The 12,699-nt window shown below is 58.4% G+C and carries 13 protein-coding genes; 6 read left to right on the top strand and 7 right to left on the bottom strand.

Annotated elements, in window-relative coordinates:
* Positions 1 to 200: 200 nt before the first annotated feature.
* From ACM6HV_RS16895 to ACM6HV_RS16885, 3 genes are all read right to left on the bottom strand, one after another.
* On the bottom strand, positions 201 to 1,613 hold the full coding sequence (locus ACM6HV_RS16895; protein WP_414904808.1) for an SH3 domain-containing protein: 1,413 nt from the start codon (positions 1,611 to 1,613) through the stop codon (positions 201 to 203).
* Positions 1,614 to 2,001: 388 nt separating this feature from the next.
* Complete coding sequence (locus ACM6HV_RS16890) at positions 2,002 to 2,358, bottom strand: hypothetical protein (RefSeq protein ID WP_414904807.1); 357 nt, start codon at positions 2,356 to 2,358, stop codon at positions 2,002 to 2,004.
* Between the two features lie 67 nt (positions 2,359 to 2,425).
* A complete protein-coding gene (locus ACM6HV_RS16885) occupies positions 2,426 to 2,686 on the bottom strand; it encodes a DUF6429 family protein (protein WP_222018449.1) in 261 nt (86 codons plus the stop codon).
* Between the two features lie 265 nt (positions 2,687 to 2,951).
* Between ACM6HV_RS16885 and ACM6HV_RS16880 the strand changes: the two genes are divergently transcribed.
* Entirely contained in the window at positions 2,952 to 3,281 is a 330-nt protein-coding gene (locus ACM6HV_RS16880) for a hypothetical protein (RefSeq protein ID WP_103369541.1), read from the top strand.
* Between the two features lie 34 nt (positions 3,282 to 3,315).
* Here ACM6HV_RS16880 and ACM6HV_RS16875 read toward each other — a convergent pair whose 3' ends face one another.
* Positions 3,316 to 4,071: a hypothetical protein gene (locus ACM6HV_RS16875; RefSeq protein WP_414904806.1), complete on the bottom strand. Its 756-nt coding sequence runs from the start codon at positions 4,069 to 4,071 to the stop codon at positions 3,316 to 3,318.
* Between the two features lie 119 nt (positions 4,072 to 4,190).
* On the opposite strand from ACM6HV_RS16875, the gene ACM6HV_RS16870 reads away from it, so the two are divergent.
* The 3 genes from ACM6HV_RS16870 to ACM6HV_RS16860 all read left to right on the top strand — a co-directional run bounded on the left by ACM6HV_RS16870 (position 4,191) and on the right by ACM6HV_RS16860 (position 7,399).
* A complete protein-coding gene (locus ACM6HV_RS16870) occupies positions 4,191 to 4,565 on the top strand; it encodes a hypothetical protein (RefSeq protein ID WP_414904805.1) in 375 nt (124 codons plus the stop codon).
* A 110-nt stretch (positions 4,566 to 4,675) separates the two neighbouring features.
* Positions 4,676 to 5,407, top strand: a complete 732-nt coding sequence (locus ACM6HV_RS16865) for a hypothetical protein (RefSeq protein ID WP_414904804.1) — start codon at positions 4,676 to 4,678, stop codon at positions 5,405 to 5,407.
* A gap of 72 nt (positions 5,408 to 5,479) precedes the next feature.
* The gene (locus ACM6HV_RS16860; RefSeq protein WP_414904803.1) at positions 5,480 to 7,399 is read left to right on the top strand and encodes an alkaline phosphatase D family protein; all 1,920 of its coding nucleotides are present in this window, start codon (positions 5,480 to 5,482) and stop codon (positions 7,397 to 7,399) included.
* Between the two features lie 117 nt (positions 7,400 to 7,516).
* On the opposite strand, the gene ACM6HV_RS16855 is transcribed toward ACM6HV_RS16860, so the two are convergent.
* A complete protein-coding gene (locus ACM6HV_RS16855; RefSeq protein WP_145593203.1) occupies positions 7,517 to 8,689 on the bottom strand; it encodes an aspartate aminotransferase family protein in 1,173 nt (390 codons plus the stop codon).
* 102 nt (positions 8,690 to 8,791) lie between these two features.
* Between ACM6HV_RS16855 and ACM6HV_RS16850 the strand changes: the two genes are divergently transcribed.
* Entirely contained in the window at positions 8,792 to 9,697 is a 906-nt protein-coding gene (locus ACM6HV_RS16850) for a LysR family transcriptional regulator (RefSeq protein WP_414904802.1), read from the top strand.
* A 53-nt stretch (positions 9,698 to 9,750) separates the two neighbouring features.
* Positions 9,751 to 10,155, top strand: coding sequence for a GNAT family N-acetyltransferase (locus ACM6HV_RS16845; RefSeq protein ID WP_414904801.1), 405 nt, complete (start codon positions 9,751 to 9,753; stop codon positions 10,153 to 10,155).
* A gap of 10 nt (positions 10,156 to 10,165) precedes the next feature.
* Here the strand turns inward: ACM6HV_RS16845 and msrA are convergent, their stop codons facing one another.
* Positions 10,166 to 10,870, bottom strand: coding sequence for a peptide-methionine (S)-S-oxide reductase MsrA (gene msrA / locus ACM6HV_RS16840; RefSeq protein ID WP_414904800.1), 705 nt, complete (start codon positions 10,868 to 10,870; stop codon positions 10,166 to 10,168).
* A 15-nt stretch (positions 10,871 to 10,885) separates the two neighbouring features.
* A complete protein-coding gene (locus ACM6HV_RS16835) occupies positions 10,886 to 12,661 on the bottom strand; it encodes a cytochrome c biogenesis protein DipZ (RefSeq protein ID WP_414904799.1) in 1,776 nt (591 codons plus the stop codon).
* Between the last annotated feature and the right edge of the window lie 38 nt (positions 12,662 to 12,699).

Raw genomic sequence — 12,699 nt, 5'->3', positions numbered from 1 at the left:
CACTACAAAACAATCGATCCAAGGTCATCATTACCGGTACGGTAACGATGTCCTTTTTTCTTCAAGATCCTTTCAATTTCAACGTTGAAATTTCAGTAAGCTCCAGCATCTCCCGCTACCACAGACCCGCGGGTTTCCGACCCCGTGAGTGATAGATAACCACAGGGTCCCCAGTGGTTTTTTCCATGCGTTCCGGCACATCACCTGGAGGCCGGCCGGACAAATTTCCTTGAGACCCACCCCTCGATCTCTAGCCCTTCATGCTTGTAGGTAACGAGCAACCAGTCCCGGTTAGTTGAATCGATTACCTCAAGAGCAGCAAACTTCGGAAGGGTTAAAATTACATCGGCTTTCATGCCGGGCTCCTCGCGGAGATTTACCCCTTTTACCTTTGTCAGACGAAAGCTGCGCTTCAAGTCTGCAGGCATATCGCACATCGCACTACGCACTACCTTGCGCGCCTGCGCTAATGACTCGAAGGTTTGGAGCCGTTCCTGCACATCGCAAACTGATTCGCGAAAGTCATTCCACTTTGCCATTTCGGTATAGAAGGTATGTAGGGCAGCTAGAAACAAAATCAAAAATGCCATTGCTTGGACGGTAAGTTTTTGATTACTACCTTCGTTCTGCAGCGACTGAACAATTTCAGCCTCAACGTCCTTTGAGGCTGAAAGAGCTCCGGCATATTCCGCTTGGCCGAGACCATCGAATGTGGTTGTACCTTCGCCCTCACACTCATCAATCAGGGATTCAATTTTTTTCGGGTCAGTTGCTACCAGTAAATTGAAAATTGGAGAAGCCTGGAGGGTCTCAAAGCTCCCTAAAATTGACCTCGAAGAGAGAGAAGAGTGGTTTGTATTTACCATCGCCATCATCGCTTTTAGCGAATCCGACGGTTGTAGCATTCTCTCTATAGCTGTCATTGCTGCCTGATACTTTCGTGTAGGAGCAATCGCTTTCTCATAGGCATCGAGCGCTGCCTGATACTTGCGGTTAGGAGCCATCAACTTCTCCATCGCGTCCAGTGCTGCCTGATACTTGCGTGTAGGAGCCATCGCTTTCTCATAGGCATCGAGCGCTGCCTGATACTTGCGATTAGGAGCCATCAACTTCTCCATCGCGTCCAGTGCTGCCTGGTACTTGCGTGTAGGAGCCATCGCTTTCTCATAGGCATCGAGCGCTGCCTGATACTTGCGATTAGGAGCCATCAACTTCTCCATCGCGTCCAGTGCTGCCTGATACTTTCGTGTAGGAGCCATCGCTTTCTCATAGGCATCGAGCGCTGCCTGATACTTGCGGTTAGGAGCCATCAACTTTTCCATCGAGTCCAGTGCTGCCTGATACTTTCGTGTAGGAGCCATCGCTTTTTCATAGGCATCGAGCGCTGCCTGATACTTGCGGTTAGGAGCCATCAATTTCTCCATCGCGTCCAGTGCTGCCTGATACTTTCGTGTAGGAGCCATCGCTTTCTCATAGGCATCTAGCGCTGCCTGATACTTGCGGTTAGGAGCCATCAATTTCTCCACCGCGTCCAGTGCTGCCTGATACTCGTGAGTTGGAGGAAGTTGCGGCTCATCCTCCAGCTTCTGCTTACCATATTCCTCGCCCGTCATCGAATCGCTCCCCAGTGAAAAAGTAGTGTCGCAGAGCAGAAACGAGCCGTGCTGATGCGAAGCTCACGTAGTATATGCAAGGTGGCGAGGGGCAAGTCCTTATGCAGAACCAAGCATTTTGTATCCCTACTTGTATCCCTTCGCTCAAAAAAGCTCTGCAGACCACATCTCTTATGGAACACTCGAGTCTCCCTCGGGGCACCAAAATTAAGAAAGGTCTTGCTTAGCAAGGCCTTTTTTTTCGTCTGCTGAAAAGTTGGGCAATTATTTTTGCGTAACCGTGCTACGAGAAATGTGGGCTAAACGATGGGCGATTCATCACAGCAATATGCAGGAGAATCTGCAGCTACTCCTTGTCATGGTCACCTGGTCCATTGAACGCTTGGGTTCAAAGCCTACTGGCTATTTCCTTCCAGATGTAGGCGTAGTTGTATTTCAGCCAACGCACCAGCACTTTATCGAACTGCCTACGAAACCAGTTGCGCTCTCTGGCTGCCAGCCTTTCTTCTATCGACTTTCTGAGCTTGTCGGGGTCGAACCCAGTCCAAATCGGCGGCACAGCTGCAACGAGATTGATAAAGCACACCGGCGCAACCTCTGAATAGAGAATTTCGTAAAGGGTTTCAGGGGTGACGCCTCTTACCTGATTCGCCACATAGTCATATTCGACGGGAAAATCGTTGAATGGCTCAGAAAGAGCAGCTCTCACTATTGTCAGTTGTGGCTCAGTTAGAAAATGCTCCAACGGAGAAACTCCTCCAGTTGCGTTGCGCTGGCGCGGCCCGAATAAAGTGATTAGCCAAACCAGGACCTCAGATATCCGGGTCAGGCGCACGCTGGGCTTGAACACCTCCCCCAAACAAACGCTCAGCTATCTGACGACCTCGTTCCCGGCCCTCCTCCGTCAACCAGATCGATTTGTTCCTGTTTACCGGATTACTGATGAGACCCTGCTCATGCAATCGGTTCATGACTTCAAAATCGAAGCCTTTCCATGCATTGCCGTCGTCGGAACTGAACGCGGCCAACAGGGCAAGCACAGCCTCTTCAATCAACTTCTCATCGTATTCCATGATCGTCGCTCCGCTCATGTGCCTGAATTAACGTTGAGTTTGTCTGGCACCTCATACTCGCTGCCCATCCTGAGAAACTCGTTCTGTTGCTTAGGTCATTGAATGTCTCGGCGCTGTCCGTGCAACCTGTTTTGCCTAAGGACTGCACCTGATGCGTCCGCTCAGTATAATCACGCCCGCCCGCACGCGGTCTGCCGCCCGTTGCGGCTTTCGTTGGTCGTACCGAACTTCAAGACTCATGCTCAAGGACCTCCAAGCCCCCCCCATGGAAACGTCACTGGAAACCGTCGCCCTGTTCTCCCTCAAACTCGCTTACGAGGAGGAGGGCCTGAGCCCGATTCTGCGGGATGACATGGTCATGGGTGACTATCAGAAAGACGTGTTCGAACTGCTGGTGCGCCGCGGGGATGTCGAGACCATCCAGTTCAAAATGAACGAGTGCCTGGGCTTGGCGATGGATGCGTTGGGCGGGGTCGAGAAACCGTTGGGGCGGGAGCTGCACAAGCTGTCAGCCGATTTCCGTCAGGCGCAGTCGCTGGAGCAGCTTGATCAGCCGCTCCTCGCGCTCAAGGGTTATTTGAAAGACATTCTGTAATCAGACGCGCAATCTGTAGAAACTGTCCTGCGGATTAGTGCCGCACTTTTACTACTCGAATGTCGACGGGAAACCCACCTGGCCCTTCCAGCTTCTTCCATCCCACGTATTGAAAAATCGCTTCCTGATCGATGGTCTCGCCCCTCTCCACCATCTCTCCGCCAAGCACCGCGACCTCTTTATAGACGGCGCAGTTGCCCTCATCGGGATGGGCGGTGTAGATCACATAGGGTTTGACGTATCTCACGGCGCGGAAATGTCGGCCGCAGCCCCAATCGACCGTGATCATCAACGTCTTCAGATACGCTTCGCCATCCGTTTCCGATTCCTCGGCAAGTTCCTTGAGCTTGCCAATTCCGCCGACGTCGCTAAAGCCTAGATCGAGGGCGCGCTTGTATTCCGGGGACTTCTCGTGCTCGGCCTGAGCCTTGAAGTATTGCTGTTGAAGCTCCGCGACCAGTACCTCCTCTTCCTTGTTCCGGATCACGAACGCTTGAGCAATGACGTTTTCACAACGGGCATATTCGGGAGAGGTAAGGCTTTCCTGGGAGAGGTGATCGCGATGGACATAAACAGTGCGATTCAGACTGTCGACGCGGTCCATCGCTTGCCTGGTAGTCATGACCCCTTTTTGAACGTTGTTCACTACTTGCTGAAAACGCTCGCAATCGGCGAGGTACTCCTTCCAGGCGACCTCCGGGGTTTCATCCCAGTCGGCAAGCGCCGGGGTCATTACGATGGCGAGAAGGAACGCGCCGAGCAGGCGCGGTATAAAAGAAACATTCGGCATGCGTAGTCCGTTACGTGTTTGAAGAAAGTGGCGCGAAGCTACTATTTTGCTATCTTGCCGTCCACTGTCGGCAAGCTGCCGAGCGTTTGTACTGCGACTGGTTTCGAAGGATGGATACGATGGATGTTGTGTTTTTCTTTATCGCCTGGATAGGCATGTGGGTCTGGGTCGTCAGGCAGCGTGGTGCGTGGAATCTGCTACTCGCCAATGTGTTGGGCGCGACCAGCGGCATGATTGTCGGCCTGGTGGTTTCGCAGCTTTGTGTCGGTCTGTTCGGCTCTAGCCGGCCACCGGTCCCGGGGGTCATGGGATCGATTCTGGAAATGCTCGCAACCGCTGCGGCGCTGAGTGGCGTATGGATGCTGGTGGCCCGTCGCTCGCAAGTCGAACATCCCGTAGCGCGTCAGCTGCTGGCCGGCCTTTGCGGCGTTGTGGCCGGCATCACGGCGATCATGTTTTTTGTTCAGATCAATCCGCCCAATCTCGGCATGTGAATGTCTTCGTGGCGTCATACCTCTATTTTGATATCTTGCCGCCCAATCTCAGCATTCACGGCCAGTGAGTGCTGTTTGGCAGGCTATTGAAGGGTTAAGGAAAGGATCGAATGGAGTTTCTGAGTTTTCTGGCATTTGTTGCGGCGTGGGGTTTCATGTGGCGCTGGGTGGTGAAAAACCGCGGCAGTTGGAATCTGTTTTACGGCAACATCGTTGGCGCGGCGGGCGGTTTTATCGTCGGTCTGGTGGTGCTGTCGATCTTCCTGTCGTTGTTCCCGTCGGCGCATAAGCCCAAACGGGCGCCCACCGATGAGGTGATTACCCAGAACGAAGTGACCACCAGTCTGCTGCCGGAAGCCGAATCGGATTCGACGCCCGTGGCATTGGAAAATGCTCCGGGGTTTGCCGCTATCGAGCCAGACAATCAGCCTTCGCCGCCCGACTCCGCACTGCTGCCGAACTACGCCAACCGGGCACCGAAATCGATGGCGGAAAAAACCGTTCTGGATCAGAGCGACGCGCAGGGCCGCAAAGCGTTCAGCGCGCTGCGCGACAAGCTTGCTCAGAATGCCGACAGCGACAAATCGATGCTCGCGTATGTCATGTGCAGCCCTTACGTGACCGGTGCCTTGCGCTTCCCTGCGTCGGCGCGCTTCGCTGACAGCACCGCCGTGGTCACCCAACGCTTCAAGGGCCAGGTCTACACCCTCAGCAACAAGGTCACCGCGCGCAACATGAATGGCGATGACGTCACTTATCGCTTCGAGTGCTCGGTGCAGGAGCAACCCGCTGCCACCGAATGGCGACTGCTGGCGCTGAAGCTGCAGAAGGCTGACGCTTAAGCCTCGTTTAAGGGTTCAAGGCGCCGGCTGCGCTATCATCGCCAGCCTGTGCGCCTTGAGCTTTGCCTGCGAATGTCCTCAATACCTGCTGACCTGAATCCGCTGCCTCCTGTCTTGGCCGGCCCGCTGCTGCGCCGGTTGGAACCGACGCGAATCGTTCTGTGGCTGGTCGGCACCCGCGCACTGGCGCTGACCCTGCGCCTGCAAGGTGTAGGAGACATACCTCTCGATGCCGGGAAATGCACGGTCATCCCCGTCGGCCGTCACGCGTTTGTCCATCTGATCGACGTTGTACTCGACAGCGCCCTGCCCTGCGACACGCGCATCGACTACGACCTGTTGATCGACGGCCACTCGCCCATCGCCGAATGGGCGCCGCACCTGCTGTACGGCAACGCTGGTTGTCCGAACCTCGTCGCGCGTTCGCGGATCGATCAGTTGCTGCACGGTTCCTGCCGCAAGCCGCATCATCCGGCGGCAGACGGTCTGCTGTGCGTTGACCAACTGCTTTCTGGCGAAACCGATCCACAACAACGCCCCGCCCTGTTGATGATGAGCGGCGACCAGATTTACGCAGACGACGTTGCCGGCCCGATGCTGCGGGCGATTCATGCATTGATCGCGCGCCTCGGCCTGTTCGACGAACACCTCGAAGGCGCGGTGGTCAGCGACAGCGCCAAGCTCTACCAACACCCGGCCAGTTACTACCACCGTGCGGATCTGTTACCGGCGCTGGAGAGCAACGAGACATTGCGCGAGCGATTTTTCGGCGGTGCGCGTAAGCCGATTTTCACCAGCAGCAGCGCCGACAATCACCTGGTGACCTTCGCCGAAGTGATGGCGATGTACTTGCTGGTATGGTCACCCGTTGCGTGGACGCTGATCAATCCTGCTGCTCCATCGCTGACGCCTGAACGCTTGCAGCGCTACACCCTGGAGCAGACCCGAATCGATGGTTTCAAGGCCGGGTTGGCCAACGTTGCCCGGGCGCTGGCGCACCTGCCGAGCCTGATGATTTTCGATGACCACGACATCACCGATGACTGGAATCTTTCCGCGCAATGGGAGGAAACCGCCTACGGCCATCCGTTCTCCAAACGCATCATCGGCAACGCCTTGATCGCGTACATGTTGTGCCAGGGCTGGGGTAACAATCCGGATGCGTTCAAGGATTTGCTGGATGACACCCGACGCCTGAGCGCCAGCGGTGATGATCGTTATCTCGACAGCCCGGTGCAGGACGCGCTGATCGACGACTTGCTGCGCTTTCAGCATTGGCATTTCGTGCTGCCGAGCAGCCCGGCGCTGGTGGTGCTCGACACCCGTACCCGGCGCTGGCGCAGCGAGATGGCACTCAAGCAACCCTCCGGTTTGCTGGACTGGGAAGCGCTGAGCGAACTGCAACAGGAACTGCTCGACCATCCGTCAGCAATCATCGTGTCCCCCGCGCCGATCTTCGGCGTGAAGCTGATCGAAACCGTGCAGAAGGTTTTCAGCTGGTGCGGCTATCCGCTGCTGGTCGACGCGGAAAACTGGATGGCCCATCGCGGTGCGGCGCAGGTGATCCTGAACATTTTCCGACACACCCGCACACCCGGAAACTACGTTGTGCTGTCGGGCGATGTGCATTACTCCTTCGTCTACGAAGTGCTTATCCGACACCGCAAGGCCGGGCCACGGATCTGGCAGATCACCAGCAGCGGGATCAAGAACGAGTTTCCGAAAACCCTGCTCGAATGGTTCGACCGCCTCAACCGCTGGCTATACTCACCGCGCTCGCCGTTGAACTGGTTCACCAAACGCCGGCGCATGCGCATCGTGCCCTATACCCCGGAACATGCCGAAGCGGGGGAGCGGCTGTGGAATTCAGCGGGGATCGGCCAGGTGTTTTTCAATGCACAGGGACAGCCGAGCGAGATCATTCAGCACAATTCGAACGGGGCGGTGAAGACGCGGATGCTGGCGCCGGAGTTGGGGGATTATCCGGACTAGAGGCTTCCCGTGTGGGAGCGAGCTTGCTCGCGAATGCGGTCGAGCATTCAACATTACTGTCGACTGTGACGACGCCTTCGCGAGCAAGCTCGCTCTCACAGGGTTATCGGATATCCATTAATTCGCGGAAACAATCCGTCCAACTCCTCTGACAATCATCCCCACCTCCCGCTCATCAATCGTCAGCGGCGGCAGCAGCCGTATCGTCTTGCCCCGTGTCACGTTGATCAGCAGCCCATGATCCCGCGCCGCAATCAACGTCAGATCGCGGATCGGCTGTTTCAACTCGATGCCGATCATCAAGCCCTGCCCACGAATCGCCAGCACGTTGGGGTTGTCTGCCAGTTCAGCGCGCAGGCGGGTCAACAGGCGCTCGCCCTGCACCCGGACATTTTCCAGCAAGCCTTGCTCTTCGATGATGTCCAGCACCGTGCAGCCGACTCGGCAGGCCAGCGGGTTGCCGCCGAAGGTGCTGCCATGGCTGCCGGGGGTGAACAGGTCCGCCGCTCTGCCCCGTGCCAGACAAGCGCCAATCGGCACGCCGTTGCCGAGGCCTTTGGCCAGGGTCATGACGTCCGGCACGATGCCTTCATGCTGGAACGCAAACCACTGGCCGGTGCGGCCGATGCCGGTCTGGATCTCGTCAAGCATCAGCAGCCAGGCGTGCCGATTGCACATTTCGCGCAGGGCTTTGAGGTAGCCGGGCGGCGCCAGTTGCACACCGCTTTCGCCCTGGATCGGCTCGACCAGAATCGCCACGATACGCGCGCCGTGCTTTTGCTGGAGCTGATCCAGCGCCGCCAGATCACCAAAGGGCACTTTGGCGAAATCCCCCGGCAGATCATTGAAACCCAACCGCACTGCCGGGCCATCGCTGGCCGACAAAGTGCCTAACGTGCGGCCATGAAACGCGTTGGCCATGACCACCACCAGCGGCTGTTCGATACCTTTGCGCCAGCCGTATAACCGCGCCAGTTTCAGCGCAGTTTCATTGGCCTCGGCGCCGGAGTTGTTGAAGAACGCCCGCTCCATTCCCGACAGCTGCGTGAGTTTGCGCGCCAGTTGTTGCTGCCAGTCGATGCTGTACAGGTTGGAGGTGTGCAGCAGCATTGCGGCCTGTTCGCTGATGGCAGCGACGATGCGCGGATGCGAGTGCCCGACATTGGTCACCGCGACGCCTGCGACGGCATCCAGGTATTCACGACCGGCCTGATCCCACAGGCGAGTGCCCAGGCCTCTGGTGAAACTCAAGGCCAGCGGTTGGTAGGTGTTCATCAGGGCGGCGGTCATGACTTCAAACTCCAGTGAAGATCGGTGTCTTTGCAGTATGGTTAGCCACCAGAACTGGATAAACTCGGCAAAACTTCAATCATTTAACAGCAGAGCTTGATAATGGACCTGTTGCAGGCGATGAGCGTCTACGTGAAGGTCGTGGAAGCCGGAAGCATGACGGCGGCTGCGTTGCAGTGCGAAATGTCCACGACCATGGTCGGAAATCACCTGCGCGCCCTGGAGCAACGGCTCGGCGTGCAACTGCTGCAGCGCACTACCCGCCGCCAGCGGCTGACCGAATTCGGCAGCGTTTACTATCAGCGCTGCCTCGACGTTCTGGGTCTGGTGGCCGACTCCGAACGCCTCGCCGAACAGGCCCTTGATGAACCCCGTGGCCTGCTGCGCATCACCGCGCCGCTGACCTTTGGCGTCGAACGTCTGGCCCCGGCACTCAGCGAGTTTTCCCTGCAATACCCGCAGGTGAAAATGGATGTGGTGCTGACCAACAGCCGACCGGACCTGCTGGAAAGTGGCCTCGACGTGGCATTTCGGCTGGGGCATTTCGAGCAGTCGAACCTGATCGCCCGGCCGCTGATCGACTACACCCTCACCGTCTGCGCCTCGCCGGCCTATGTCGCCCGGCGCGGCATGCCGATCACCCCGCAAGACCTGCAACAACACGACTGCCTGTCGTTCGCCTACCCTGCCGGCGACGACTGGCAATCGGTGGAAAAACGCTGGCGCCTCAGCGGCCCGCACGGCGAGATTCTGGTCGACGTCAGCGGCCCGATGCTGATGAACACCTCGGCCGGCCTGCATCAGGCAGCGCGCACCGGCATGGGCATCGTCATGCTGCCGGACGCGCTGGTGGAACAAGACCTGCGCGACGGCAAACTGGTGACGGTGATCCCCGATTACCAGCCCCCGAGCCGCCCGTTGCATCTGCTGTACGCGCCGGATCGTTATCGTTTGCCCAAGCTGCGTCGGTTTGTCGAATTTGCGATGAAGACCTGGGGCAAATCCTGACCCGGTTGCTATCGACTACGCTCCGATGATTGCCGACAAGGATGCTGCTATCGATGAAAAACGACCTTACCGTACGCGATCTGTTGCCCGACGAAGTGGAGCCAGTTCGGCTGTTTCTTGGGCAAAATGGCTGGAGCCACCGAACAGGCTCCAGCGACTACTTCGCTCAACTCATCGAGAACTCGCAACGCACTGCCGTCGCACTGAGCGGCGAGCAGATCATCGGTTTCGCCCGAGGCATCACCGATGGTTTGTCCAACGGTTATCTGTCGATGGTCGTGGTTGATGGCCAGCATCGGCGCGCCGGTGTCGGGCGCGCACTGGTCGAGCATGTCATGGGGGACAACTACGAGATCACTTGGGTCCTGCGCGCCGGGCGCGAAGGTGCGGAGGCGTTTTTTGCCAGTTTGGGGTTTGAAACATCAGTGATTGCCATGGAGCGCCCAAGGCTCAAGTAACACGTGAGAATCAACTCCCGCTTTTCACCAACACCGGCTTCTCCTGATAGCGCTGCGCGAACAACTGCTTCAACTGCGCGACCTTGGGCATGTCGTTGATCACGATGTACGGATAAGTCGGATGTTCGGTCAGGAAGTCCTGGTGGTAGTCCTCCGCCGGGTAGAAACCGTTGTAGGTTTCCAGTTTCGTAACGATGGGTTTGTTGTAGGCATGCGCCGCGTCGAGTTGGGCGATGTAGGCCTGGGCCACCCGTTGTTGGTCGGCGTTGACCGGGAACAGCGCCGAGCGATATTGCGTGCCGCTGTCCGGCCCTTGGCGGTTGAGTTCGGTCGGGTTGTGGGCCACCGAGAAGTAGATCTGCAGCAGGCTGCCGTAGCTGACTTGCGTCGGATCGAAGGTGACTTGCACTGACTCGGCATGACCGGTGTCGCCTTCGCTGACCCGTTCATATTGCGCCGTATTCGCCGCGCCGCCGGCATAACCGGAGACGGCTTTCTGCACGCCTTTGACGTGCTGGAAAACCCCTTGTACGCCCCAGAAGCAACCACCGGCGAATACCGCCGTTTCGCTGTGCGCCTGAGTGGTTTCGTCGAGGGCTGGCGGCGGGATGACCACCGCGTCCTCTGCACCGAAAGAGAACGCCGAGCATTGGCCGATCACACCCGCCATGGCGACACCGAGCAACGCACGGCGCCAGTTGTTTTGAGCTTTCATGTTGCGCACTCCCGATCAGCCGAAGGTGAAGGCGTAAGCCGATACGCCCGGGTCAAGAAATTCGATGGTGAAGGTCCGATCCATCACCGCATCGGTTTGCCGCACCAATTGGTACAGGCGCTGTTCGGTCACGCGACCGCTGCCATCCGCCGCGACATCCACACCATGGGCGGCACCCGGCGCCTGACCGTCAATCGAGACTTTGAAACGCACCGGTTTGCCATCCGTGCCCGGGCCCAGCACCAGATGCAGGTCGCGGGCATGGAAGCGGTAGACGATGCGGCTGGCCGGCGCGCTGGCGGTAGCTCGCTCGGCACCGACGGCCCACTGGCCGCCAAGGCTCCAGTCATTCAGGGTCAGGTTGGCCGGTGGGTTATAGGTTGCCACCTTGTCAGGCACCAGGCCGGTTTCCGGTACGAAATGTTCCGCACGCTGGTAGCCGACATAGGTTTCCGGTGATAGCACCTGATTCATGTCCGGCGCCTGTTGCACGCCTTGGGCATCGGCGTTGATCAAGCCGTCGGCGACAGTTTTCGCCCCGGCCTCACGCAGCAACTGCTGGATCACGCGTTCCGATTCGGCGTAGTCGCCTTCGCCAAAATGGTGGTAACGAATCCGCCCTTGGGCGTCGGCAAAGTAGTGCGCCGGCCAGTACTCATTATTGAAGGCGCGCCAGATCTTGTAGTCGTTATCGATCGCCACCGGATAGTTGATACCCAACTCTTTCATGGCTTTGCTGACGTTGCCCACATCGCGTTCGAAGGCGAACTCCGGAGCATGCACGCCGATCACCACCAGACCCTGATCGCGGTACTTCTCGGCCCACGCTTTGACGTACGGCAGCGTGCGCAGGCAGTTGATGCAGGAGTAGGTCCAGAAATCCACCAGCACCACTTTGCCCTTTAATGCCTGAGCGTCCAGCGGTGGCGAATTGAGCCATTGCACGGCGCCGTTGAGCGTCGGCAACTGGCCTTCGACTGGCAATGTTCCCGGGGTTTTGTCGGCGATTTTCATCGCCCCGCCGGCAGCAGGAATCTGCGCCATCATGGTGCCGCTGCCCGTCGGCGATTTGCCGGAAAACTTGCCGACCAAGGCCTGTTCAATCCCGCCCGTGGACGCCGTCGAAATCCGCGCCAGAATGCCGGTATCGAGGCCCAGCGCAATCGCTGCGACGCCCGCGAGCATCGCCGCCCCCAACCCGCGCCGGATCCATTCACCGGTGCCAATCGAGCGCTTCATCAACGCAAAGACCTTACCGCCCAGCAGCAGCGCCGCCGCCAGTGAAGTCGCGGCGCCCGCCGCGTAGGCGAGCAACAACAGCGTGGTGGCGATGCTTGCCCCTTGCAGCGCGGCACCGGTCAGAATCAAGCCGAGAATAGGCCCGGCGCATGGCGCCCAGAGCAGCCCCGTGGCAACGCCGATCAGAAACGAGGCGCCGGGACGCGGACGATTGTCCTGGCCCGCGGCTTCGGACAGCCGACTGCCGGCCGACACCAGCGGCCGCGTCAGGCGCTCGGCAAGGCGCGGCAGCAGCAGCGTCAGCCCGAACAGTGCAACGAACAGCAACGCGAGCCAGCGCCCGTACTGATTGACTTGCACCACCCAACCGCCGCCCACCGCCGCCAGCGTGGCGACGAGGGCGAAGGTCAGCGCCATCCCGGCCAAGAGCGGCAAGCCACTCTTGATAAACGGCTGCCCGCTGCGAGCGAAGACAAAAGGCAGAACAGGCAGGATGCACGGACTGACGATCGTCAGCACACCGCCCAGATAAGCGAGAACCAAGAGCCACATGGTGTCGTCCTGTAGAAAATGAAGGTCGGAAAAGTGCC

Source organism: Pseudomonas sp. IT-P260 (assembly GCF_949768395.1).
Taxonomy (GTDB): domain Bacteria; phylum Pseudomonadota; class Gammaproteobacteria; order Pseudomonadales; family Pseudomonadaceae; genus Aquipseudomonas; species Aquipseudomonas parakoreensis.
This window is presented reverse-complemented; position numbering and strand designations above follow the sequence as displayed.